Source organism: Mariprofundus aestuarium, from assembly GCF_002795805.1.
Classification (GTDB): Bacteria; Pseudomonadota; Zetaproteobacteria; order Mariprofundales; family Mariprofundaceae; genus Mariprofundus; species Mariprofundus aestuarium.
In genome coordinates this window covers 324909-346151 of the sequence record NZ_CP018799.1, presented here as the reverse complement: position 1 = coordinate 346151, position 21243 = coordinate 324909, and the positions used below count along the sequence as shown (strand labels likewise).

Annotated in this window: 34 protein-coding genes; 2 read left to right on the top strand and 32 right to left on the bottom strand. The window is 51.0% G+C overall.

Features of this window, described 5'->3' with window-relative positions; all coding sequences use genetic code 11:
• Positions 1 to 50: 50 nt before the first annotated feature.
• The 5 genes from truC to Ga0123461_RS01805 form a co-directional block, all read right to left on the bottom strand.
• Entirely contained in the window at positions 51 to 782 is a 732-nt protein-coding gene (gene truC / locus Ga0123461_RS01825; RefSeq protein ID WP_100276786.1) for a tRNA pseudouridine(65) synthase TruC, read from the bottom strand.
• 14 nt (positions 783 to 796) lie between these two features.
• Entirely contained in the window at positions 797 to 1948 is a 1152-nt protein-coding gene (gene mltA / locus Ga0123461_RS01820) for a murein transglycosylase A (RefSeq protein ID WP_232710410.1), read from the bottom strand.
• A gap of 57 nt (positions 1949 to 2005) precedes the next feature.
• Positions 2006 to 3268 (bottom strand): AmpG family muropeptide MFS transporter, encoded by a 1263-nt coding sequence (locus tag Ga0123461_RS01815; protein ID WP_100276785.1) that lies wholly within the window; start codon positions 3266 to 3268, stop codon positions 2006 to 2008.
• A 203-nt stretch (positions 3269 to 3471) separates the two neighbouring features.
• On the bottom strand, positions 3472 to 3762 hold the full coding sequence (locus Ga0123461_RS01810) for a hypothetical protein (protein ID WP_100276784.1): 291 nt from the start codon (positions 3760 to 3762) through the stop codon (positions 3472 to 3474).
• A 122-nt stretch (positions 3763 to 3884) separates the two neighbouring features.
• Positions 3885 to 4460, bottom strand: a complete 576-nt coding sequence (locus Ga0123461_RS01805) for a YceI family protein (protein ID WP_100276783.1) — start codon at positions 4458 to 4460, stop codon at positions 3885 to 3887.
• Positions 4461 to 4621: 161 nt separating this feature from the next.
• Between Ga0123461_RS01805 and Ga0123461_RS01800 the strand changes: the two genes are divergently transcribed.
• A complete protein-coding gene (locus tag Ga0123461_RS01800; protein ID WP_100276782.1) occupies positions 4622 to 5710 on the top strand; it encodes a mechanosensitive ion channel family protein in 1089 nt (362 codons plus the stop codon).
• A gap of 54 nt (positions 5711 to 5764) precedes the next feature.
• Here the strand turns inward: Ga0123461_RS01800 and Ga0123461_RS01795 are convergent, their stop codons facing one another.
• Entirely contained in the window at positions 5765 to 6907 is a 1143-nt protein-coding gene (locus Ga0123461_RS01795) for an alpha/beta fold hydrolase (protein ID WP_157819193.1), read from the bottom strand.
• A 107-nt stretch (positions 6908 to 7014) separates the two neighbouring features.
• On the opposite strand from Ga0123461_RS01795, the gene Ga0123461_RS01790 reads away from it, so the two are divergent.
• Positions 7015 to 7557: a septation protein A gene (locus Ga0123461_RS01790; RefSeq protein ID WP_232710282.1), complete on the top strand. Its 543-nt coding sequence runs from the start codon at positions 7015 to 7017 to the stop codon at positions 7555 to 7557.
• Positions 7558 to 7641: 84 nt separating this feature from the next.
• On the opposite strand, the gene Ga0123461_RS01785 is transcribed toward Ga0123461_RS01790, so the two are convergent.
• The 26 genes from Ga0123461_RS01785 to rpsS all read right to left on the bottom strand — a co-directional run bounded on the left by Ga0123461_RS01785 (position 7642) and on the right by rpsS (position 21240).
• Positions 7642 to 9576: a sensor domain-containing diguanylate cyclase gene (locus Ga0123461_RS01785; RefSeq protein WP_100276779.1), complete on the bottom strand. Its 1935-nt coding sequence runs from the start codon at positions 9574 to 9576 to the stop codon at positions 7642 to 7644.
• 220 nt (positions 9577 to 9796) lie between these two features.
• Entirely contained in the window at positions 9797 to 10180 is a 384-nt protein-coding gene (rplQ, locus tag Ga0123461_RS01780) for a 50S ribosomal protein L17 (protein WP_100276778.1), read from the bottom strand.
• Between the two features lie 34 nt (positions 10181 to 10214).
• Positions 10215 to 11192: a DNA-directed RNA polymerase subunit alpha gene (locus Ga0123461_RS01775; protein WP_100276777.1), complete on the bottom strand. Its 978-nt coding sequence runs from the start codon at positions 11190 to 11192 to the stop codon at positions 10215 to 10217.
• 17 nt (positions 11193 to 11209) lie between these two features.
• Positions 11210 to 11839: a 30S ribosomal protein S4 gene (rpsD, locus tag Ga0123461_RS01770; protein ID WP_100276776.1), complete on the bottom strand. Its 630-nt coding sequence runs from the start codon at positions 11837 to 11839 to the stop codon at positions 11210 to 11212.
• Between the two features lie 12 nt (positions 11840 to 11851).
• Complete coding sequence (gene rpsK / locus Ga0123461_RS01765; RefSeq protein WP_100276775.1) at positions 11852 to 12253, bottom strand: 30S ribosomal protein S11; 402 nt, start codon at positions 12251 to 12253, stop codon at positions 11852 to 11854.
• A gap of 11 nt (positions 12254 to 12264) precedes the next feature.
• Complete coding sequence (rpsM, locus tag Ga0123461_RS01760) at positions 12265 to 12633, bottom strand: 30S ribosomal protein S13 (protein ID WP_100276774.1); 369 nt, start codon at positions 12631 to 12633, stop codon at positions 12265 to 12267.
• 70 nt (positions 12634 to 12703) lie between these two features.
• Positions 12704 to 12817, bottom strand: a complete 114-nt coding sequence (gene rpmJ, locus Ga0123461_RS01755) for a 50S ribosomal protein L36 (RefSeq protein ID WP_100276773.1) — start codon at positions 12815 to 12817, stop codon at positions 12704 to 12706.
• A 41-nt stretch (positions 12818 to 12858) separates the two neighbouring features.
• The gene (infA, locus tag Ga0123461_RS01750) at positions 12859 to 13077 is read right to left on the bottom strand and encodes a translation initiation factor IF-1 (RefSeq protein ID WP_018288171.1); all 219 of its coding nucleotides are present in this window, start codon (positions 13075 to 13077) and stop codon (positions 12859 to 12861) included.
• Positions 13078 to 13079: 2 nt separating this feature from the next.
• Complete coding sequence (locus tag Ga0123461_RS01745) at positions 13080 to 13721, bottom strand: adenylate kinase (RefSeq protein ID WP_100276772.1); 642 nt, start codon at positions 13719 to 13721, stop codon at positions 13080 to 13082.
• Positions 13721 to 15052: a preprotein translocase subunit SecY gene (gene secY, locus Ga0123461_RS01740; protein WP_100276771.1), complete on the bottom strand. Its 1332-nt coding sequence runs from the start codon at positions 15050 to 15052 to the stop codon at positions 13721 to 13723. Before secY ends, Ga0123461_RS01745 begins: the two co-directional genes overlap by 1 nt.
• Before the next feature lie 2 nt (positions 15053 to 15054).
• Complete coding sequence (gene rplO, locus Ga0123461_RS01735; RefSeq protein ID WP_100276770.1) at positions 15055 to 15507, bottom strand: 50S ribosomal protein L15; 453 nt, start codon at positions 15505 to 15507, stop codon at positions 15055 to 15057.
• Between the two features lie 3 nt (positions 15508 to 15510).
• Entirely contained in the window at positions 15511 to 15702 is a 192-nt protein-coding gene (gene rpmD, locus Ga0123461_RS01730; protein ID WP_100276769.1) for a 50S ribosomal protein L30, read from the bottom strand.
• Between the two features lie 18 nt (positions 15703 to 15720).
• Positions 15721 to 16200 carry a 30S ribosomal protein S5 gene (gene rpsE / locus Ga0123461_RS01725; protein WP_100276768.1) on the bottom strand — a complete coding sequence of 160 codons (480 nt, stop codon included), beginning with the start codon at positions 16198 to 16200 and terminating at the stop codon, positions 15721 to 15723.
• A gap of 13 nt (positions 16201 to 16213) precedes the next feature.
• Complete coding sequence (gene rplR / locus Ga0123461_RS01720; protein WP_100276767.1) at positions 16214 to 16567, bottom strand: 50S ribosomal protein L18; 354 nt, start codon at positions 16565 to 16567, stop codon at positions 16214 to 16216.
• 24 nt (positions 16568 to 16591) lie between these two features.
• On the bottom strand, positions 16592 to 17125 hold the full coding sequence (rplF, locus tag Ga0123461_RS01715) for a 50S ribosomal protein L6 (RefSeq protein ID WP_100276766.1): 534 nt from the start codon (positions 17123 to 17125) through the stop codon (positions 16592 to 16594).
• An 8-nt stretch (positions 17126 to 17133) separates the two neighbouring features.
• Positions 17134 to 17529, bottom strand: coding sequence for a 30S ribosomal protein S8 (rpsH, locus tag Ga0123461_RS01710; protein WP_100276765.1), 396 nt, complete (start codon positions 17527 to 17529; stop codon positions 17134 to 17136).
• 13 nt (positions 17530 to 17542) lie between these two features.
• Positions 17543 to 17728 carry a type Z 30S ribosomal protein S14 gene (locus Ga0123461_RS01705; RefSeq protein ID WP_100276764.1) on the bottom strand — a complete coding sequence of 62 codons (186 nt, stop codon included), beginning with the start codon at positions 17726 to 17728 and terminating at the stop codon, positions 17543 to 17545.
• A 12-nt stretch (positions 17729 to 17740) separates the two neighbouring features.
• The gene (rplE, locus tag Ga0123461_RS01700) at positions 17741 to 18280 is read right to left on the bottom strand and encodes a 50S ribosomal protein L5 (RefSeq protein ID WP_100276763.1); all 540 of its coding nucleotides are present in this window, start codon (positions 18278 to 18280) and stop codon (positions 17741 to 17743) included.
• A gap of 11 nt (positions 18281 to 18291) precedes the next feature.
• Positions 18292 to 18621, bottom strand: a complete 330-nt coding sequence (rplX, locus tag Ga0123461_RS01695) for a 50S ribosomal protein L24 (RefSeq protein WP_100276762.1) — start codon at positions 18619 to 18621, stop codon at positions 18292 to 18294.
• Between the two features lie 23 nt (positions 18622 to 18644).
• Positions 18645 to 19013, bottom strand: a complete 369-nt coding sequence (gene rplN, locus Ga0123461_RS01690; protein WP_100276761.1) for a 50S ribosomal protein L14 — start codon at positions 19011 to 19013, stop codon at positions 18645 to 18647.
• A gap of 14 nt (positions 19014 to 19027) precedes the next feature.
• Entirely contained in the window at positions 19028 to 19294 is a 267-nt protein-coding gene (gene rpsQ / locus Ga0123461_RS01685; RefSeq protein ID WP_100276760.1) for a 30S ribosomal protein S17, read from the bottom strand.
• A 14-nt stretch (positions 19295 to 19308) separates the two neighbouring features.
• Positions 19309 to 19506 (bottom strand): 50S ribosomal protein L29, encoded by a 198-nt coding sequence (rpmC, locus tag Ga0123461_RS01680; RefSeq protein ID WP_100276759.1) that lies wholly within the window; start codon positions 19504 to 19506, stop codon positions 19309 to 19311.
• Positions 19503 to 19925 (bottom strand): 50S ribosomal protein L16, encoded by a 423-nt coding sequence (gene rplP, locus Ga0123461_RS01675; RefSeq protein WP_100276758.1) that lies wholly within the window; start codon positions 19923 to 19925, stop codon positions 19503 to 19505. Before rplP ends, rpmC begins: the two co-directional genes overlap by 4 nt.
• Positions 19926 to 19952: 27 nt before the next feature.
• Positions 19953 to 20603, bottom strand: coding sequence for a 30S ribosomal protein S3 (gene rpsC, locus Ga0123461_RS01670; protein WP_100276757.1), 651 nt, complete (start codon positions 20601 to 20603; stop codon positions 19953 to 19955).
• An 11-nt stretch (positions 20604 to 20614) separates the two neighbouring features.
• Positions 20615 to 20956 carry a 50S ribosomal protein L22 gene (gene rplV, locus Ga0123461_RS01665; RefSeq protein WP_100276756.1) on the bottom strand — a complete coding sequence of 114 codons (342 nt, stop codon included), beginning with the start codon at positions 20954 to 20956 and terminating at the stop codon, positions 20615 to 20617.
• 5 nt (positions 20957 to 20961) lie between these two features.
• Positions 20962 to 21240 (bottom strand): 30S ribosomal protein S19, encoded by a 279-nt coding sequence (gene rpsS, locus Ga0123461_RS01660; protein ID WP_100276755.1) that lies wholly within the window; start codon positions 21238 to 21240, stop codon positions 20962 to 20964.
• Positions 21241 to 21243: the final 3 nt, after the last annotated feature.

The following is a 21243-nucleotide window of genomic DNA, read 5'->3' as shown; positions in this document are numbered from 1 at the left end:
AATCTATACTTCGGCCAAAACCAAGCATTCTTTCTGGCCGAATTAATCATTCAGATAGTTGACCGGAGTTCACTCCAATCCAACTCTTCTATAATGCCATTAAAGGCTCCATCTAGTGGTGCTTGAATAGTGACGGGCTCACCGGTTTCAGGATGGACTAAGCTTAAGCTGGTGGCGGCAAGCAGCAGGCGATGGCAGTTGAGATGGTCGCGAAAGAAGCTGTTCTGCTTGCCATCACCATGCGTGGTGTCTCCCACTATCGGATGATACAGGTGTTTAAGGTGTCGGCGAAGCTGATGCTTGCGACCAGTTTTTGGCAACAGGTGAACCAATGAATATCTTGCCGTTTGATAGCGGCCGACGGCATAAGGCAGTTCCACTGTCGCAAGGCGCCGGTACTCCGTAACCGCCTCCTGTGCCGCTTTATCCTGCTGCGCTTTACGGTCACTCTTTTTATCCAGCTCTTCTTTGAGCGGGTAATCGATTATTCCCTGCTCCTCGGTGAAACCGCGCACCACAGCCAGATACTCTTTCTTCGTTTCACGCGTCGAAAAAACATCTCCCATTTTGCGGGCAGTTTCGGGATTCAGGGCAAAGAGCAGAATGCCTGAGGTAGGCTTGTCGAGCCGGTGTACAGGGAACACATGCTGGCCGACCTGGTCGCGCACCATCTGCAAGGCAAAGCGGGTTTCATGTTTATCGATCATCGAGCGGTGAACAAGAAGTCCCGCCGGCTTGTTGACAGCAACAAGCCACTCGTCCCGGAAGAGGATCTCCAGCATTTTCTGTTAAAGAATTAGCGTGAAGCGGTCTTGAGCGTAGGGGTGAAACCATGGGGGAAGAAGACCCACATGCGCCCCTGCTGTTTCATGCTGCCAGCATTTTTTCCAGCTTCGGCTCCGAAGCCCCAGAAAAAGTCGCCGCGGATCGTGCCCTTGATTGCACCGCCCACATCCTGTGCCAGCATCAATCGATTCAGCGGCGCCTCAGAATTAGGCCAGGTAGTAGAGAGATAGACCGGCATGCCAAGTGGAATCGTGCGTCTGTCCACGGCCATGCTGTAGCCGGCGGTCAGCGGAACACCCATCGCCCCGACAGCCGATTTCAGGGAGTCGGGCATTTCACGGAAAAAAACATAGCTGGGGTTGCTGTAGAGAAGTTCCTTCAATCGCTCGGGATGGTCTACGCCCCACTGGCGAATGCTCTGCATGGAGGCCTGGTCAACTGTCATCTCCCCCATCTCGACAAGCCGCTTGCCGATAGAGTTATAGGGGTGGCCATTCTGGTTGGCATAGCCGAGTTTCACGATCGAGCCATCCGGCAGCTGGATGCGTCCTGACCCCTGAACCTGCAGGAAAAAGAGCCCTATCTCGTCATCCACCCAGAGAATCTCCTTGCCTTCCGGAGCATGTTTGCTGTCGATGGCAGCACGATCATGATAAGGAACCACACGCTTGCCCTCAACGCGACCGCGCAACCGCATACCCTTGAGTTGCGGATAGAGCTCAGCCAGGTCGATGATCAACAGGTCGTCCGGCACGCCGTATACTGGAAACCGATAGCGCTCACTCTTCTCACGGCTGCCGTAAAGCAGCGGCTCATAATAACCGGTGATCAGCCCCTGATCACTACCATCATCATTGCGCAGCTGCCATGGGGTAAAATGCGTTTCAAAAAAGAGCCGTAGCGCTTCGTTATTGCTGATGTCGAGCAGGCTGGCCTCAGCGCAGATCTGCTGCCACTGCTCTTTTCTCTTCAGTGACACACATTCTGCACTGAGTGCCTCAAGCGATGAGGCAAGCCCAACCTGCGTCCATTCAGGCAGCGTCTGCCAGTCGCTTTTCACGAAGGAGGGCTCCTTCACTGGCGTCTCCTCCACCCGCTTCGATGGACAGGCTGCCAACAGCAGGCAGGTCACGGCCATTAGCCCTCGGCACAACTTCATCATTCGATTCACTCTCATCTCTTCCATAGCCGCAACACTGACACAGGGTGTCCCGCAGACTCAATCATTAGCCAGCGCCCTGTTCTCACCATGCCAGGGAGCAACCTTGAACAGCAGCAGCATGCCGGGCACGGCGAGCAGCGCACAGAGCAGGAAAAAATCGGTCCAGCCATACGCCTCAACCAGCCAGCCGACACCGGCATTGATAAATGTGCGCGGTACCGCGGCAAGACTGGTAAACAGGGCAAACTGGGTCGCCGTATAGGCAGGATGTGTAGAGCGGGCAATATAAGCGACAAAGGCCGCCGTTCCCACACCGACACCGAATGCCTCCATGCCGATGACAATAGCCAGACTTGTCAGCTCAACAGCGCCTATCGTCTCCTGCACCCCCAGCGAGGCCAGCCATGCGAATCCGAAAATCGTACCCAGCTGTACAAAGCCGAACACCCACAGAGCCCTGTTGATGCCGATTTTCACCATCCACAGCCCACCCAGCAGGCCACCGATCACTGCGGGCCAGAGACCGGCATTCTTGGCAATCAAACCGATAGCGGTTTTTGAGTAGCCCATGTCGAGATAAAACGGCGTAGCAAGAGCCGTACACATGCTGTCACCGAGCTTGTAGAGAAAGATGAAGGCAAGCACTGTCAATGCACTCTGCCAGCCTGCACGGCCAATGAATTCGTGAAACGGTTCGGCCACAGCCTGCCTGAGTGTTTTCGGCACGACCGCAATATCGGGCTCCTTGACCAGCAGCGTCATCACCATGCCCGGCAGCATAAACAGCGCTGTGATCATGAACACCGTACTCCAGGCCAAATGATCAGCCAGGATCAGGGAGAGTGAACCGGGAACCAGCCCAGCCACCCGGTAGGCATTGATATGCACCGAGTTGCCCAGCCCCAGCTGTAGATCAGAGAGGATTTCGCGGCGGTATGCATCCAGTGCGATATCCTGCGTGGCAGAGAGAAAGGCGAGCAGCGTTGCAAAGAGTACAATCATCGTCAGCTCAGTCTGCGGTGAAAAGCCCCCCATCATGGCAATCACGATCAGCAGCAAGGTCTGGGTAATCAACATCCATCCACGCCGGCGCCCCAGCAGCGGCACAGCATAGCGATCCAGAAGAGGCGACCAGAGGAACTTCCAGGTGTAGGGGAACTGGATCAGCGAAAACAGGCCGATCGTAGCCAGATCCACCTGCTCGCTTCTCAGCCATGCTGGCAGCAGGTTGATCAGAAGATAGAGTGGCAGGCCGGAGGCGAAGCCTGTAAAGATGCATATGAGCATTTTGCGGTCGATCAGCTGTTGAAAAACGCTCATGGATTATTTGATGCCCCTCTTATATACCCGAGCACAAAACACTCGAACGATCAGAAAAATTGAATACTCTATTCAGACCCTGTTTAAACAGTCTGCCGGTTTGTTCGCAGCCACAAGCCATTTATCCAGACAGGGGATATTCAGCATTTCTGACCCGGAAGCCAGCCATCAATTCAACAGTGAAATATCAGGACTTATACTGTTCAGCGAATCAGTGGCCCGTCGAGAAAGGCGAGATCATCCCAGATGCTGGTCGGCCTACCTTCTGCATCACGAAACTTCAGGTTGTGGCGCCTGGGAACAAGGCGACGGGCACGGCCAAAACTGTCCTCCTGCACATCACATGCGACATCGGCGGAGAGAATCAGCAGCCCCTCATCATGGAGCAGGTCGGTCACCTCATACGCTTCCTCAAGATAGCGTACAGGCCTGCCAATCAGGCAGGTCATCTCTGCGTGATCGTCAATCATCGTCTGCAATAGATGAACACCCATAATGAACCTCCTGTCTAATTAACCACTACAGGATAGAAAACTGTGCCAAACACGTCAATATTATAAGCATATGGAAGGCTTGGCTTTCTGCTGCTATCCGAGCGCAAAAACAACTCGTGAGTTTACCTCCGCCGGATGAACTGCAGATGAAATGAAACTGGCACCGCCTGGGCAATGCTCGGCAGCTTGGCTACCTCACGCAATGCCTCAATGCCTCCAGCCAATCCGAAATCGGATGCCTTTACAATGACAGGCTCTCTGCTGCTAACCAGCAGCTTATCACCCGCCAGTGTAGTCACGCTAAGCAGTACAGAGAACTCCTTACTTACGCCGTGCAGGTCAAGCACTACAGGAACCGCTGTGGTCAGTGACTCGCCAGCCTTTAATGCATGGAAATCAATGGTGGCGAGATCTGCAGTAATCGCAGCCGATGCAAATCGCCCCACTTCAAACAACATCGACTTCATGCGCTTATTGCGAATGTCTATGCCGCTTTCAACAGATGCCAGATCAATTGCAACCATTGCACTCTTGCCTTTGACTGAACCGCTCAGCCTGGTGAAGTGATGCACTTCAGCCACCGCTCCTTTTTTCAGCGAAACAAAATTTATATCCGAACCGCTTCCATCCAGTGTCCACTCTCCGGCCCACGCTGTGGCAGGTAGCAGCATAAAAAGCAGTATCCATAGTTTTTTCATATCATCTCCAGCAGGCAATCTATGCCCCGATGTTATGGAAGCCTTGATGAAACAAAGATGAAAAAGAGCCCCTGCCAGCAGCAATGGCAATTGCCGCATCCATCGTGTGACATATCGGTTTTTCAGCTATAATTGGCATTAGGCAATAAAGGGAGGCATGCATGCAAGCGATATGGACTCAGTTATCAGACACCCTGTTTCTGGATATCCCTCTGACCCGTTGGATTATCGCAGGAGGCATGCTGTTCGTCACTGTGGTCGCACGAACGGTCGTGCTCTCATCCTTTCACACTATCAGCCAGAAACTTGCCTCGCGCACCAAAACTAAACTGGATGATGTACTGTTGAATGCCGCAGAGCGCCCGGCCGGACTGCTGGTTTACGTGATCGGCATTTTGCTTGCCGTGCACCTCTTAAACCCACCAGCAGAAACATTTCCTCTCGTCGCCATTGCAGACAGTGCCGGGCGCATCCTCTCTATTATGGTTGCAATCTGGTTCCTCTGGCGCCTGATTGAAGGGCTATCGGCCTATTTTTCCGCCCGCGCCAAGGAAACCGAATCAGCCATGGATGATCAACTGGTCCCGTTTATTGCCAAAACAATGAAAATTTTTCTGGTACTGACCGGTCTGCTGGTTGTGGCTCAGAACATGGGTTATTCCATTTCAGGCCTTCTAGCCTCGCTTGGTATCGGCGGCATCGCTATTGCCATGGCCGCCAAGGACACCATCGCCAATGTCTTCGGTTCAATTATGATTCTGGTAGACCGCCCGTTTACCGTTGGCGACTGGATTAAAACATCTGAATTTGAAGGCGTGGTCGAAGAGATCGGCTTCCGTTCCACCAAAATCCGCACTTTTGAAAAAACACTGGTCAATGTCCCCAATTCATCACTTGCCAATATGGTTATCGATAATATCGATGCACGCAGTGTACGCCGCATCAAAATGCGCATTGGCCTGACCTACGACACAACACCGACTCAGATGAATGCGGCAATTACAGGGATTGAGAAGATCCTGCTGAATCACCCGGGGGTCGATCAGAGTTACAAGCTTGTTAAATTCGATGAATTTGAAGATTCATCACTCTCCATTTTTCTCTATTACTTCTCGGCCAGCAAGGTGTGGGATGAATACCTGCAGGTACGTCAGGAGGTAAACCTGCAGATCATGGCGCTGTTGGAGTCTCTTGAACTTGGCTTTGCCTTCCCAACACGCACGCTGCATATCGAGAAGGAGAGTGCTTAGTCAGCATTAGGCCGGCGTCTGTCTGACAAACGTGCAGGCAGACAGCTTATCGCCTCAGGGCATGCCGGCTGCCGGCTGAAGCACCCCTTCACCTTCCTTTGCTGGGTTATCACTGACATCCAGATCAAACAGCCGCATTGACACCGGCTCTTCGGATCTCATCAACTCACTGGCCTTGATCAAAAGTGGTTTCTTTCCGCCATATGGCATAAACGCATAATAGTTATCCGCTTCCAGATCCTCGAGAATGACAGTGAAGAAGCCTGCCCTGCTGTGTAAGCCTGACCTGCGTTTACAGCAGAGGTCGTAATTCCTATTAGGCAACCCACGCGAACTAAAGGATTTGAAGTTGGCATCAGAGAGCTCTGTTATCGCCCCATCCATTTTGAAGCGCAACCAGGCATCCCTTATTGCTGGTGCTGGCTGTGCTGGAGGCAACAAGCCGCTTGCTAGAAAATCAACCACCTCGGCGCTTTCATCAAAGCGTTTTGCCAAGGCCTGGTGATTACCCTTCAGCACTGCATTGTGTACCCATGGAAGGTGGGCGGAGGAAGGCGACACCACTAGGTCGGTCTCTAGAATCGTTTTTTCGGCGGAATAAACATTAAGTACATCGATACCGTCGAGTTCGCTTCCTGAAAGTGCGTTCAACTGCCAGAGAAAGTCACTGCCGGGCTTAATCTCCGTGGCCTGAATATTCCCCTCGGCCCCGATACTTCCAAGACTGACCAGCACCTTTGCTATATTGGTTCCAAAATGGGGGGTGGCCAAGAATACAACCCGCCGAACAGGGTGATTATTATGATGGGAAAGATACTGGCGTACGAGCAAGCCGCCCATGCTATGGGCGACGACATCCACCTCGGGGTATGGCGCAAGATAACGATCGAGCTGCTCTTCGAGCACTTCTATCGGAGGGTAACGGTTAGCCAGTATCCCAGTACGGTAGGTAAACAGGATGATATCCCGTTGAAGCTTCTGCTCCAGTGCAATCAGCCGCTCAGGAACAGGCCATGTAAACTCCCCTCCATTCCATCCATGCACGAGAAGAAGCGGAACCGCACCAGGAAAATCATCCTGAGAAAGCACCTCGCTCTTCTCCCAGACTGACCACAGGTCCTGAATGATCTGCTGATCGGTTTTTACCGTGCAGGAGGCGAGAAGCAGAGCCAGAAGTGCAGATATACTTAACTTCATGATATGACCGAGGTAACTCATGCTCTAAAGTATCATTGTTTATGCCGTAACTGCAAACCCTGCACTTGGCAATCACTCCCGGCTGTGGTCGGATTCAGCTTATGAAAATGTTTTTTGACTTTTTACCAGTACTGCTCTTCTTCATCGTCTACAAGATGTATGATATCTATCTGGCTACCGGCGTGCTGATTGCCGCCTCATTTATCCAGACCGTTGGCCACCGCGTGATTAAGGGATCGTTTGAGAAAACCCATGTCATTACGTTTGCTCTGATTGCCCTGTTCGGCGGACTGACCATTGCGCTACAGGATGAAACCTTCATCAAGTGGAAACCGACAGCAATCAACTGGCTCTTTTCCGTTGTGTTTATCGGCTCGCAGTTTATCGGAGAGAAGACCATTATCGAGCGTATGATGGGCGGCAACTTAACACTTCCGCGTATGGTTTGGCTGAAGCTGAACATCGCTTGGGCCATCTTCTTTATCGTCCTCGGAGCCCTGAATATCTATGTCGCCTTCTCGTTTGATACAGACACGTGGGTGAACTTCAAACTATTCGGCCTCATGGGGCTGACCTTCCTCTTCATCATCGCCCAGAGCCTCTTCCTTGTTCCATACCTTAAGGATTCGCAAGCCGACGAGAACGACTGACCGCAATCTGTTTGCATACACAGCTCACGCACTCTGCATACGAGCTGCATCCGGCAGCCATAAACAGAGCAACCCTCTGCCTCCTCAGCTGCTCTCAACCCTGTTACGGCCACCATTTTTTGCACGGTAGAGTGCTGCATCAGCAGCCTCGATCAGTGATGCGGGGGGGAGCCCACCAGAAGGCATAGCTGTCGAAACCCCTGCACTGATGGTGGCGAACTCGGAAACGGTTGAAGATTCATGCGGGATATTCAGATCTATCACCTTTTGCCTGCAACTCTCAGCCAGGCGATGGGCCTGTTCTGCATCCGTATTGGGGAGCAACAGTGCAAACTCCTCGCCACCATAACGTGTGCATATATCCGATGCGCGCCTCGATACCTTGGAGAGTTGATGAGCAATGCTCTTAAGGCACTCGTCACCTCGAATGTGGCCATGCAGGTCGTTATACTGCTTGAACAGGTCGATATCGATCATAATAAGGGAAACCGGCTTCTTCTCGCGCATACCTCTGCCCCATTCCCTGTGGAGCATCAGGTCAAGCATTCGCCTGTTGGCGATCGAGGTCAGCCCGTCCAGATATGAGAGCTTCTCCAGCTTCTCTTTCGCCCTGAGAAGCTCATCCTCAATCTTCTTGCGCTTTGTGATATCCCTCTGAGCACCAAGGTATACCTTTCCATATTCACCATGATCAAAGGCCACAACAGAAGAGTAGGTCCAGAAGGTGGAGCCATCCTTCCTGATGTTCTGAAGTTCACCACTCCAGTGCCCATTGCTCTCCAAAGCAGCTGTTACCTCTGCTGCAAACTCTTCCGGGTCCTTGCCGTTCGGTGCATTCACGATGGATATGTTTTTTCCTACCATTTCCCCCGGCTCATAGCCGCACATCTGCTCAAACTGCTCATTAGCATAGACAAGGATACCATCCCCGGCGCGCACCAGATTTATACCCTCGGCAATATTCTGGGTGATCATGCTCTGAAGCCTCATCACCTCTTCGACTTTCTTGCGCTCGCTGATATCAATCCAGGAGCCGGTTATCTCCAGTGGTTCACCGTTCTTGTCCTGATTCAGTTTCGCCGTATCCTGCATCCAGAGGTAATTACCCTCACTGTTCTGGAACCTGTATTCATAGCTAATACTGTCCTGATCAAACAGTCTGGAGAGTTCAGCAGTGACTCTTTCCCTGTCATCAGGGTGAACATGGTTCAGCCAAAATGCAGAATCGCCTATAAAGTGACTAGGACTATATCCGGTCAGCCGGTGAACATTTTCACTGATAAAGGTCGCCCCGAAATCCCCGCTTGCTTTGCTACTGTAAATTACAGCAGGTGTGGAACTGATCAGGTAGTTGAGTCGTTTCTCGCTACTTTTCAATGAATGCAGATAGTGAAGCTTCTGTGACTCATGCTTCCATGCCAATGAACCAATTGCGACCATCGCAATCACTGTCAATAGAATGGAAAGATTAAGTATAAACGTGAACCACCACTGGTCATTTACAACCAGTTTCAGAAGCTCCAGTTCAAAGAGTTGCATCTCTTCAAGCAGTCTTTCGAAAGTTGCATCGAACTTCTGATCAATGTCGCTTCCGATTCTGTTATCTCCACTACTCCTGATCCGCTGCTCAGAAATTGACCTTATACTCTGAAGTTCTGTTATAATTTTTCTTATGTGATGCTGCAGGTTCGGACTATTAACAGCATTAATGGTGCCCGTGTAATCATGGCCGCCATTGAGCAGGGCATCTGCAAGCATCTCTGCCTGCCCCAGGTGGGCCAATACTTTCTCCTCTGGTACAGTGTGGTCCCCCTGAAGCAACTCCTCTAGCCAGAGGTGAGACTGGCTGCTCTCACTCTCTATCTCTTCGATCGCATGAATCAGGCTCACATGCTGCTTGGACATATCGCCGCCTGCCCTTGCTACCATCAGCAGAGAGGCAACCATGATTAACAGAAGCAGAGTAATGATGCCGTATATAATTCTACTGCTTCTGAACCACCTTGAACGGTTGGCCATATATCAAAACCCCTGAAATATTGTTGCCTGAAAGATGGGAGTAAGGAACCATCTCTATAACCGTTATTTATTATAGCAGAATTTGAACTGGGCAGTGCACTGGCGGGATAGGGGTATGGGAAATGTCACGGTTCTCAAAAATATTGCAGTCTGTTTTGAGTAGAAAAAAAAAGGCCCCGATAAGCGGGGCCTTTTTTAATTCATGGAAGCGGAGCGAAGCTTAAGCTTCAGCAACCTCTGTAGTCTCGATGGAATCAACCAACTCAATGATTGCCATTGGAGATGCATCACCAGCACGATAGCCGGTCTTCACAATGCGGGTGTAACCACCAACACGATCAGAGCATGCAGTAGCAACATCACCGAACAGACGATCAACGATCGGACGGTAACGAAGCTTTGAAAGCGCCTGACGACGAGCGTGCAGATCGCCACGTTTACCCAGTGTGATCAGCTTTTCTGCATATGGACGCAGTGCGCGTGCTTTAGCTTCAGTTGTTTCAATGCGGCCATGTGTCAGCAGCGCGGTTGCCAGGTTGGCCAGCAGCGCGCGACGATGTCCGGTAGGAAGGCCCAAAGAACCATGGTGTTTACGATGTCTCATCTCTCGTATCCTCTTTTAAATCTATCGATCCGAATCAGCTATCTAGCGATTCAGTGGCATCTTGGGGTGGCCAGTTTTCCAGCTTCATACCCAGTTCAAGGCCCATGTTTTCAAGTACTTCTTTAATCTCATTAAGAGATTTGCGACCAAAGTTCGGTGTGCGAAGCATCTCCTGCTCGCTGCGCTGAACCAGATCACCTACGCGGAACACATCATCCGACTTCAGGCAGTTCATGGAACGTACTGATAGGTCGAGGTGTTCAATAGGCTGTGCCAAAAGATCATCAAGGCCATCATCAGCAGCCTCAGCTGGCTCTCCCTGGTCAGTCGCAGAGAAATCAACAAACACTGCAAGTTGCTGTTCAAGAATAGCAGCCGCTGCATTAATCGCCTCTTCAGGAGTCAGGGAACCGTTGGTTTCGATCTCCATGATCAGTTTGTCGTAGTCAGTACGCTGACCAACACGAGCACCCTCAACACGGGTAGCAACACGACGAATCGGAGAATAAGATGCATCAACAAGCAGTGAACCTACAGAACGCTCGTCAATTTCCCTTTCTGATGCCGGATCATAACCACGACCCTTCTCAACCTTGGCTTCACACTTCAGATGACCATCTTCATTCAGGTGAGCAAGAACCAGTTCAGGGTTCATAACCATGAGACCGGCAGGGCACTGGATGTCAGCAGCAGTTACAATCGAAGGGCCTTTAACATCAAGAGAGATGTTAGCGGCACCGTTGCTCTCCATACGGATATCCAGCTCTTTCATGGTCAGGATGATGTCCATGACATCTTCACGAACACCCTTAATGGTATCGTACTCATGCGTAACACCATCAAATATGATGGAAGTGACTGCTGCACCAGGAAGTGATGAGAGCAGCATGCGACGCAGGCTGTTACCAATAGTGGTACCATAACCACGCTCTAGTGGCTCGATCTCGATCTTGGCAGAGCGACCCGCTACTTTTTCTTCGATGGTAATATTACGTGGATTGATCAACTGCATCTGGCGGCCCTCAGTTATTACTTGGAATAAAGTTCGACAATCAGCTGCTCACGGATACCCGCATCTAGCTGATCACGAGCTGGCAGTTCACGGAATGTTCCCTGACGACTTGGCAGATCAACATCAAGCCACTCTGAAGTACCGCGACTTCCGGCAGCTTCAGTTGCAGCGTTCACACGCAGATGCTCTTTAGCAGCATCAGCCAGCTCAAGACGAGCGCCTACAGGCACACGCATGGAAGGAATGTTAGCTACGCGACCATTCATCTTGACGAGGTTATGACGTACAACCTGACGAGCTTCAGTGCGGGATGATGCCATACCCATGCGGTAGATAACGTTGTCCAGACGAGACTCAATCAGCTGCAACAGGTTCAGACCTGTTACGCCAGGCATGCTGTCAGCACTCTTGAAGTAGCTACGGAACTGCTTCTCCTGCAGACCATAAATACGCTTAACTTTCTGTTTTTCACGAAGCTGCAGACCATAGTCAGATACCTTGGTGCGACGGTTTTGACCGTGCATGCCAGGTGCATAAGGACGACGCTCGATCGGACATTTGTCCGAGTAGCATTTGCTTCCTTTAATATAAAGTTTTTCGCCTTCACGTCGGCAAAGACGACATTTGGCTTCCAGATAACGTGCCATGAATTAATACTCCTAAACGCGGCGCCGCTTGGGCGGGCGGCATCCATTATGTGGAATTGGGGTAACATCGCGAATCGATGTAACATTGATACCTACAGCTGCGATTGCGCGCAGTGCGGACTCACGACCATTGCCTGGACCGCGAACCAGAACCGAACAGTTCTTAACGCCATGATCCATTGCTTTGCGTGCAGCATCTTCTGCAGCGACCTGCGCAGCAAATGGTGTGCTTTTACGTGAACCCTTGAAGCCAGCGCCACCACTGGTAGCCCAGCAGATTGCGTTTCCGGTATCATCGGTAAAGGTAATGATTGTGTTGTTAAAGCTTGCTTTGATGTGAGCAACAGCGTTGGCAATATTCTTACGAACGCGTTTCTTACCAACAGCAGCTTTTCCTTTCTTAGGTGCAGCCATCTTTTATCCCCTTACTTCTTCTTGCCGGCTACTGTACGGCGCGGACCTTTGCGCGTACGGGCATTGGTTTTACTGCGCTGTCCACGAACAGGCAGCCCTTTACGGTGGCGAAGCCCACGATAGCAACCAAGGTCTGTAAGACGCTTGATGTTCATGATCACTTCACGACGCAGATCACCTTCTACGTTATATGATTCATCGATAACACCGCGAATTTTCGCAACATCATCGTCACTCAAATCTTTAACACGCGTGTCAAAGTCAACACCCGCCTTGGTCAGGATCTCCTGTGAGCTGGTCGATCCAATACCAAAAATGTAGGTGAGCGCGATAACTACACGCTTCTGAGTCGGTATATTTACACCCGAAATACGAGCCACTTCTTGCCTCCTTAGGCCTTAAGAAAAAGGGCGCGAACAATAGCCATAAGACTGCGGTCGCGCAACTTCCTTATCCCTGACGCTGTTTATGTCGTGGATTTTCACAAATAATGCGAACAACGCCTTTACGACGAATCACGCGACATTTCAAACACATTTTCTTGACTGATGCACGGACTTTCACGCCTGGCACCTCCTCAAATTCTTCTTAACCGGAAATACCGATTATTTTTCGCGGTAGCTAATACGACCACGAGACAGGTCGTATGGAGAGATCTCCACTGTTACCTTATCGCCAGGAAGAATACGAATGTAATACTTCCTCATTTTTCCGGAAATCGTGCACAGCAGTTCGTGCCCATTTTCCAGCTTTACTTTAAACATAGCGTTAGGAAGCTTTTCTACCACTTCCCCGGACATCTCAATAATATCTTCTTTAGCCATGTTTAATTCTCTACCGCCTGTTTCAACACGGCATACACCGCGTCCATTTCCCCTGAAGCGTCGAGACTTGTGAAGCCATCTCTCTGCTGATAGTAACTAAGGAGAGGCGCCGTCTGCTCGTGGTACACTTCCAATCGGTGAGCAATCACATCTTCGCGATCGTCATCACGCTGGTACAGCTCCCCGCCGCAGCGGTCGCAATACCCCGATTTTTGGGGCGGCGAATACTGCCTATGAAATCCAAAACCGCAACCCCTGCAGATCAATCTTCCGCAAAGCCTGTCAATAAGGCTCTGCTCCGGTGCATCCAAAAAAACAATCCGGTCAATGGCAACACCATGTTTTGCCAACATCGCATCAAGTGATTTTGCCTGTGCTACATTGCGCGGAAACCCATCCAACAGGAAGCCAGCATTCTTATCAGCAGCGATTCGATCTTCAATCATCGCCACAACAACTTCATCAGGTACAAGCTTGCCACCATCCATGAAGGTCTTGGCCTTCAATCCGGCTTCAGTTCCGTCACGTACAGCGGCGCGAAGAATGTCGCCCATCGCCATATGCTGGATACCTTTTTCAGAAGCGAGCCTTTCGCCCTGCGTGCCTTTGCCAACACCCGGGGGGCCAAAAAAGATGATATTCATTATTTACCGGTTTTGAGTCGGGCTTTTTTCATCAGACCTTCATACTGATGACTCATCAGATGAGACTGAATCTGACCCATTGTATCCATGGTCACGACCACTACGATCAGCAGTGAAGTGCCACCGAAGTAGAACGGAACAGAGAGGTTTGCAATCAGCCACTCAGGCAGAAGACAGACCATACTTACATAGGCAGCACCAACAACGGTAATGCGGGTAAGTACTGAATCGACATATTCAGCAGTTTTCTGGCCAGGACGAATACCCGGAATAAAACCACCATTCTTCTTCAGGTTATCCGCAGTGTCTTTAGGATTAAATACAATCGCGGTATAGAAGAAGCAGAAGAACACAATCAGCCCGGTGAACAGCGCCATATAGAGCCATGCGCCCGGAGAAAGGATAGCAGAGATATCACCCAGCCATTCAAAGCCTTCAGCACCCTTGGTGAACTGTGCAAACGTTGCAGGCAACAGAATCAGTGATGAAGCAAAGATCGGTGGAATAACACCTGCGGTATTCACTTTCAACGGCAGGAAAGATGACTTGCCGCCGTAGATGCGATTACCTACCTGGCGTTTCGCATACTGAATCGGAATTCGTCGCTGCGCACGCTCAAACCATACAACCAGCCCGGTAACGGCAAGGGTCATCGCAAACAGAGCTAGTACAGTGAATGCAGTAAATTCACCGGTACGTGCCAGCTCCAGCGTACCGCCGATAGCAGACGGAAGACCTGCAGCAATACCTGCAAAGATGATCAACGAAATACCATTGCCTATGCCGCGCTCAGTAATCTGCTCTCCAAGCCACATCAGGAACATGGTGCCAGTCACCAGCGTAATCACAGTCATCGCACGGAAAGGAAGTCCCGGATCGATAACTACGCCCTGACCACCTACGGAGAACTGCTCAAGACCTATGGATATGCCGATAGCCTGGAATGTTGCCAGTACCAGCGTGAAGTAGCGGGTGTATTCAGTAATCTTGCGACGACCGGCCTCACCCTCTTTCTTAAGCTGTTCTAGCTTTGGAGAGACAACCGTCATCAGCTGGATGATAATCGAAGCTGAAATGTAAGGCATAATACCCAGAGCAAAGATAGTCAGCCTTGAGAGCGCACCACCTGAGAACATATCGAACATTCCCAGCAGTGATCCCTGTGCCTGACTGAAGAACTGGGCAAGAACGCCAGCATCAATACCTGGAACAGGAATATGCGCGCCGATCCGGTAGACGATCAGCATTCCAAGGGTAAACAGGATGCGGGACTTCAGCTCAGGAATCTTACCGATATCGCCAAAGCCACCCATTGCTCCAGGTTGTGCCATTGTTAACCCTCAGCCGAGGCTAGGTTCAGCTTGCCGCCGGCAGCTTCAACCTTGGCTGCAGCCTGCGCAGAGGCAGCAGCTACAGAAATGATAACTTTCTTGGAAAGATCACCATTAGCCAGCAGTTTGATTGGATCTACGGCGTTGCGAACCAGGCCTGCATCAAAAAGCGCAGCTGCATCAACAGCAGCGCCGTCATCAAATGCATTCAGCTGACCCAGGTTTACAAGCTGGAAGCTATTATCCTTACGTGCAGTAAAGCCGCGCTTAGGTACACGACGGATCAGTGGCATCTGGCCACCTTCGAAACCGCGGGCAACCTTGCCGCCTGAACGGGACTTCTGACCTTTATGGCCACGACCACCGGTCTTGCCATTGCCTGTTGCGATACCCTGACCCTTACGCTTACGGTCTTTACGGGAACCTTCAGTTGATTTCAGCTCATTCAGTTTCATGCCTTACTCTCCGGACTCAATACGAACTAGATGACGTACCTTGTTCACCATACCGCGAACAGAAGCAGTGTCCTCAAGCTCTACAACCTGATTGATGCGACGGAAGCCCAGACCGACCAGAGTTGCCCTCTGATCCTTGGCGTAACCGATACCGCTCTTAAACTGACGGATGCGAATCGTCTCTTTCTTAGCCATTTGAAACTCCTAATCCGATTAAGCGGACTTGCCACGTCGTGCGGCAATCTGCTCAGGGCTTTCCAGCTCTTTCAATCCATTAAAGGTGGCGCTAACAGTATTCAGCGCATTACGGGAGCCGAGTGATTTGGTCAGAACATCTTTAATGCCAACAGCTTCAAGAACCGCACGCACAGAGGAACCAGCGATTACGCCAGTACCTTCAGAAGCAGGCTTGAGCATAACGCGGCTCGCATCCTGGATACCAATCACTTTGTAGTGGATGGTGCCTTCTTTGCGAGGTACAAAAATCACCGACTTCTTGGCAATGTCAGTTGCCTTGCGGATCGCTTCTGGAACCTCTTTAGCTTTAGCATGTCCATAACCGACGTGTCCGTTGCCATCACCAACAACCATCAGAGCTGAGAAGCTCATGCGACGGCCACCAGATGTGGTCTTCGCGATACGGTTGATAGTAATCAGTTTCTCATTCAGTTCTAATTCGTCTACATTGATCATCTTCTATAATCTCCTAGAACTTCAGTCCGCCAGCACGGGCGCCTTCTGCCAGTGCCTTTACGCGGCCGTGGTATGAGAAGCTGCCGCGATCGAAAGCAACCTCTGAGATACCCGCTTTAACAGCGCGCTCGGCAATCAATTTACCTACTTCTTCTGCACCAGTCCTGTTGCCACCAGCTTTTACGCCAGCTTCGAGGCTGGATGCAGCCGCCAATGTTGTACCATTAGCGTCATCGATCACCTGCGCATACACATGGCGGGCGGAACGGAAAATACTCAAACGAAGGCGGCCACCGGCCTTAACGCGAGCGCGAACCTTGCGAGCACGGCGCACAGCGCCATTGGATTCATAACGTTTAACAGACATCTCTTATCTCCTAACCTGTCGCCCTTAAGCCTTCTTGCCTTCTTTCATCGGTACATATTCACCAACGTAGCGTACACCCTTGCCCTTGTATGGCTCTGGCGGACGGTAAGCACGAATCTCTGCTGCAACCTGTCCGACCTGCTGCTTGTCGATACCGGAAACAGTAATGATGCTACCCTCAACTGCTGCAGCTACGCCATCAGGAAGTGCATACACAACCGGATGAGAGAAACCCAATGAAAGGTTCAGGGTACTACCCTGAGCCTGAGCACGATAACCAACGCCACGCAGTTCAAGCTTCTTCTCAAAACCAGTGGTAACACCAGTGATGTTGTTTGCAATCAGCATGCGAGCCAGGCCATAAAAAGACTTGGTCTTTTTAGTATCAAGATCTGCACAGCTTACAGTGAGTGTATTGCCATCCTGCTCGACAGTGATATCTGCGAACAGTGGTGAGCTGAGCTCACCTTTGGCGCCCTTAACGGTAACTGAATCGTCACTCAGACGTACTTCAACACCGGCAGGGATAGTAATAGGTTCTTTACCAACACGTGACATAACTTACCTCAAAAGACCGTACAGATAACTTCGCCGCCAACACGTGCAGCGCGAGCTTTCTTATCAGTCATAATGCCCTGGGAGGTGCTCACAACAGCAACACCATAACCGGACTTCACACGCGGAATCTCATCAGCGCCGACATAAACACGGCGGCCAGATTTAGATACGCGCTTAATCTCGCGAATGATTGGCGCACCTTCGTCATCGTAGCGCAGGGTCAGGCGCAGGAAACGGTGGCCCTTGTGGTTGTAGGCTTTCACAGCAGTGATATAGCCCTCATCCTTAAGCAGCTCAGCAATAGCGAGAAGAGCGTTACTGGCAGGCATCTCAATTTTTTCAATTCCAGCCGTCTGCGCGTTACGAATACGCGTCAGCATGTCGGCAATACGGTCCATCATCATAGTTCTATACCCCTTACCAGCTCGACTTAACCATGCCAGGAATTTCTCCGGCAAGGGCATGCTTACGCAGGCAGATACGGCAGATGCCCAGCTTACGGTAAACCGAATGCGGACGACCGCACAGCTGGCAGCGCGTATAAGCGCGAACTTTAAATTTTGGTTTACGATTGCATTTGACAATCATTCTCGTTGAAGCCATGAGCTAACCCTCTTAAGTGCGGAACGGCATGCTGAACTGTTTCAGCAGGGCACGTCCCTCATCATTCGTATTCGCAGTTGTGCAGATGGTAATATCCATACCGCGAATTTTATCTACCCGGTCATATTCGATTTCAGGGAAGATAATCTGCTCTTTCAAACCAAGCGTGAAGTTACCGCGGCCATCGAATGATTTCGGTGAAACACCCTTAAAGTCGCGAATACGCGGCAGAGTGATATTGATCAGACGATCCAGGAACTCCCACATCTGCTCACCACGAAGCGTCACACGGCAACCTACAACCATACCATCACGCAACTTGAAGTTCGCAATTGACTTGCGAGCACGGGTAGTTACTGGCTTCTGGCCAGTAATTGCGGTCATATCAGACAGTGCGCCTTCAATCTCTTTGGAGTTCTGCGAAGCTTCACCCACACCCATATTCACCACAATCTTGGTGAGGCCGGGGATCTGCATCGGGTTGCTATAGCCGAACTCTTCCTTGAGCGCAGGCACAACCTTCTCTTTATAAAATTCCTTCAAACGAGCCATTGTCGTAACTCCTACTTATCCAGCACTTCGCCGCATTTGCGACAAGTGCGGACTTTGCGGCCGTCTTCCAGCTGCTTTGAACCGAGACGGACACCAGATTCACATTTGGAGCAGTAATACTGCACATTCGAGATCGCCATAGGCGCTTCTTTCTCGATAATACCACCGGCACTAGCCTGGCTCTGGCGGGTATGACGTTTAATCATATTCACCTTGGCAACCAGCACATTGCCGTCTTGTGGCATCACACGAATCACCTTGGCACGCGTACCTTTGTCGCGACCGGCGATTACAACCACTTCATCATCTCTGCGGATTCGGGTTTTAACCAACGTTGTCATTATTCTATCGCCTCTCTATCCGCTTACAGTACTTCTGGTGCAAGGGAAACAATCTTCATATAACCCTTGGCACGCAGTTCGCGAGTCACAGGGCCAAAAATACGGGTGCCCATAGGTTCATTCTGCTTGGAGAGCAGAACTGCCGCATTCTCATCGAAACGGATGGAGCTGCCGTCGGTACGACGGAACTCTTTGGCAGTACGCACAACTACAGCGCGCTGAACCTCACCCTTTTTCACTTTACCACCAGGCATAGCCTCTTTTACAGCCACGACAATCACATCGCCAACACTGGCGTAGCGACGCTTGGAGCCACCCAGAACCTTGATGCACTTTACGCGCTTGGCGCCTGAGTTATCTGCAACCTGCAGTACGGTTTCAGTCTGAATCATTGCAAATCCTCCGCTTAGAGCTGCTCTGCACGTGTCAGAACCGCTTCCATCGTCCAGCGCTTGCGGCGGGAGATCGGTGCGGATTCAATGATACGAACAGTATCACCAATGTTGCAGGTGTTTTCAGCGTCATGTGCCATATACTTCTTGTGCGAACGAACCGTCTTACGGTAGCGCGGATGAATGAACTTACGCTCAACCTGCACAACTACGGTTTTCTCGCCTTTGTTACTTACTACTACCCCTTCCAGGGTGCGCTTGTTTGTTGTTGCCTCGGACATCTCTCTATAACCCCTTAGCCGCGCTCAGCAAGAACGGTCTTGATGCGTGCGATTTCGCGGCGTACCTGACCAATGCGAGCGGTGTTGTTCAGCTGCATCGTGGCCTTCTGGAAACGCAGCTTCATGTGCTCTGCAGCCAGCTCATCCATGCGCTCTTTCAGTTCGGCCTCTTTCATGCCGCGCAGATCTTTTGCTTTCTTAATATCACTCATCGTCCTACTCCACGCACGACAATCTTAGTACGGATTGGAAGTTTAGCAGCTGCGCGCTCAAGCGCACCGCGAGCCAACTCTTCGTCGGTACCATCCATTTCGTACAGGATACGGCCAGCCTTGACAGCGGCCACCCAAAACTCCGGAGACCCCTTACCTTTACCCATTCGAACTTCTGCAGGTTTCTTGGAAACAGGCAGATCCGGGAAGATACGGATCCATACGCGACCCTGACGTTTAACGTGACGGTTAATGGTAATACGCGCCGCTTCAATCTGACGAGCGGTAATACGACCAGGTTCCATCGCTTTCAGACCATACTGGCCAAAGTTCAGGCTTGCGCCACGCGGGCTTTTACCGCGGATGCGCTGCAGCTCTTTATGGTGCTTGCGCCAGCGAATTTTCTTAGGTTGCAACATCGTTACTAATCCTCTTCAACTCAATCTTTATGCGTTGTCAGCGTCAATGCCGCTGAGCTTAATACCATGGAATACCCAGACCTTCACGCCAACTACACCGTAGGTGGTATGAGCTTCAGCAAAACCATAATCAACATCAGCGCGCAGGGTATGCAACGGCACACGGCCTTCGCGATACCACTCGGTACGTGCGATTTCAGCACCACCCAGACGACCGGCACAGTTAATGCGAACACCTTTTGCGCCCATGCGCATAGCACTCTGCACCGCACGTTTCATCGCACGACGGAATGCCACACGACGCTCAAGCTGGAATGCAATATTCTCAGCTACCAGCTGTGCTTCAGCTTCAGGGCGACGTACTTCTACGATGAACACCTGAACTTCCTGGCCGAACTTCTGAACCAGCTCTTTACGAACAGCGTCAATCTCAGAACCCTTCTTACCAATCACCACACCAGGGCGGGAGGTATGAACGGTAACCTTGATCTTGTCAGCCGGACGCTCAATGATAATACGGGAAACACCTGCATGCTTCAGTCGTGCTTTCACATGACGACGCAGCTTGATGTCTTCGCGAAGGTTATTACCAAAATTCTTGTCATTGGCGTACCAGATTGACTCCCAGTTACGAGTCGTTCCAACACGGAATCCAATTGGATTTACTTTCTGTCCCATGACTTCTCCCCTTAACCGCGTTCACTAACAGACACGGTCAAGTGACTGTGGCGGTGGAAACGTTTACGCATACGGCCCATTCCTTTCGGACGGAAACGCTTCAGCGTCATGCCTGCATCGGCTTTCGCCTCTGATACAAACAGTCGATCCACATCCAGACCATTATTCTGCTCAGCATTAGCAATGGCGGACTTCAGTACCTTCTCATACAGACGGGCTGACTTCTTTGGCGACAGGGCCAAAACAGCCAGGGCACGAGCCACATCCAGACCTCGGATAGCATCAGCCATCAGACCGGCTTTCTGGGAGCTGATCTTGCTGTTTTTGTGCAACGCACGAACTTGCTCAGACATGCCTATTACCTCTTCCTAGCCTTTTTATCAGCGCCGTGACCCCAGTAGGTACGTGTTGGTGAAAACTCACCCAACTTGTGCCCAACCATGTTTTCAGTCACAAACACTGGGATAAACTTGTTACCGTTATGCACGGCAAAGTTCATGCCTACAAAATCCGGTGCAATGGTCGAACGACGGGACCATGTTTTGATCACACCCTTCTTCTCAGAAGCCTGAGCAGCATCAACCTTCTTCTGAAGGGAGGCCTCAATGTATGGACCTTTCTTTAATGAGCGTGCCATGTC

Bases quoted from the DNA above. Each gene is read 5' to 3' on its own strand.
- rplQ (WP_100276778.1), bottom strand. From the start codon at position 10,180: ATGAGACATCGTAAACACCATGGTTCTTTGGGCCTTCCTACCGGACAT.
- Ga0123461_RS01795 (WP_157819193.1), bottom strand. From the start codon at position 6,907: ATGAAGTTAAGTATATCTGCACTTCTGGCTCTGCTTCTCGCCTCCTGC.
- rpsD (WP_100276776.1), bottom strand. From the start codon at position 11,839: ATGGCACGTTATCTGGAAGCCAAATGTCGTCTTTGCCGACGTGAAGGC.
- Ga0123461_RS01775 (WP_100276777.1), bottom strand. From the start codon at position 11,192: ATGCAGTTGATCAATCCACGTAATATTACCATCGAAGAAAAAGTAGCG.
- Ga0123461_RS01805 (WP_100276783.1), bottom strand. From the start codon at position 4,460: ATGAAAAAACTATGGATACTGCTTTTTATGCTGCTACCTGCCACAGCG.
- rplN (WP_100276761.1), bottom strand. From the start codon at position 19,013: ATGATTCAGACTGAAACCGTACTGCAGGTTGCAGATAACTCAGGCGCC.
- rplP (WP_100276758.1), bottom strand. From the start codon at position 19,925: ATGTTGCAACCTAAGAAAATTCGCTGGCGCAAGCACCATAAAGAGCTG.
- infA (WP_018288171.1), bottom strand. From the start codon at position 13,077: ATGGCTAAAGAAGATATTATTGAGATGTCCGGGGAAGTGGTAGAAAAG.
- rpsQ (WP_100276760.1), bottom strand. From the start codon at position 19,294: ATGTCCGAGGCAACAACAAACAAGCGCACCCTGGAAGGGGTAGTAGTA.
- rpsC (WP_100276757.1), bottom strand. From the start codon at position 20,603: ATGGGACAGAAAGTAAATCCAATTGGATTCCGTGTTGGAACGACTCGT.
- rplV (WP_100276756.1), bottom strand. From the start codon at position 20,956: ATGTCTGAGCAAGTTCGTGCGTTGCACAAAAACAGCAAGATCAGCTCC.
- Ga0123461_RS01810 (WP_100276784.1), bottom strand. From the start codon at position 3,762: ATGGGTGTTCATCTATTGCAGACGATGATTGACGATCACGCAGAGATG.
- rpmD (WP_100276769.1), bottom strand. From the start codon at position 15,702: ATGGCTAAGAAAGAGACGATTCGCATCCGTCAGTTTAAGAGCGGTATC.
- rpsS (WP_100276755.1), bottom strand. From the start codon at position 21,240: ATGGCACGCTCATTAAAGAAAGGTCCATACATTGAGGCCTCCCTTCAG.
- rplO (WP_100276770.1), bottom strand. From the start codon at position 15,507: ATGAAACTGAATGAGCTGAAATCAACTGAAGGTTCCCGTAAAGACCGT.
- Ga0123461_RS01815 (WP_100276785.1), bottom strand. From the start codon at position 3,268: ATGAGCGTTTTTCAACAGCTGATCGACCGCAAAATGCTCATATGCATC.
- secY (WP_100276771.1), bottom strand. From the start codon at position 15,052: ATGGCACAACCTGGAGCAATGGGTGGCTTTGGCGATATCGGTAAGATT.
- Ga0123461_RS01745 (WP_100276772.1), bottom strand. From the start codon at position 13,721: ATGAATATCATCTTTTTTGGCCCCCCGGGTGTTGGCAAAGGCACGCAG.
- rplF (WP_100276766.1), bottom strand. From the start codon at position 17,125: ATGTCACGTGTTGGTAAAGAACCTATTACTATCCCTGCCGGTGTTGAA.
- rpsK (WP_100276775.1), bottom strand. From the start codon at position 12,253: ATGGCTGCACCTAAGAAAGGAAAAGCTGCTGTTGGTAAGAAACGCGTT.
- mltA (WP_232710410.1), bottom strand. From the start codon at position 1,948: ATGATGAAGTTGTGCCGAGGGCTAATGGCCGTGACCTGCCTGCTGTTG.
- rpmC (WP_100276759.1), bottom strand. From the start codon at position 19,506: ATGAGTGATATTAAGAAAGCAAAAGATCTGCGCGGCATGAAAGAGGCC.
- Ga0123461_RS01790 (WP_232710282.1), top strand. From the start codon at position 7,015: ATGTTTTTTGACTTTTTACCAGTACTGCTCTTCTTCATCGTCTACAAG.
- Ga0123461_RS01785 (WP_100276779.1), bottom strand. From the start codon at position 9,576: ATGGCCAACCGTTCAAGGTGGTTCAGAAGCAGTAGAATTATATACGGC.
- rplX (WP_100276762.1), bottom strand. From the start codon at position 18,621: ATGACAACGTTGGTTAAAACCCGAATCCGCAGAGATGATGAAGTGGTT.
- truC (WP_100276786.1), bottom strand. From the start codon at position 782: ATGCTGGAGATCCTCTTCCGGGACGAGTGGCTTGTTGCTGTCAACAAG.
- rplE (WP_100276763.1), bottom strand. From the start codon at position 18,280: ATGGCTCGTTTGAAGGAATTTTATAAAGAGAAGGTTGTGCCTGCGCTC.
- Ga0123461_RS01705 (WP_100276764.1), bottom strand. From the start codon at position 17,728: ATGGCTTCAACGAGAATGATTGTCAAATGCAATCGTAAACCAAAATTT.
- rpsE (WP_100276768.1), bottom strand. From the start codon at position 16,200: ATGATCAATGTAGACGAATTAGAACTGAATGAGAAACTGATTACTATC.
- Ga0123461_RS01800 (WP_100276782.1), top strand. From the start codon at position 4,622: ATGCAAGCGATATGGACTCAGTTATCAGACACCCTGTTTCTGGATATC.
- rplR (WP_100276767.1), bottom strand. From the start codon at position 16,567: ATGTCTGTTAAACGTTATGAATCCAATGGCGCTGTGCGCCGTGCTCGC.
- rpsH (WP_100276765.1), bottom strand. From the start codon at position 17,529: ATGATGATGGACCGTATTGCCGACATGCTGACGCGTATTCGTAACGCG.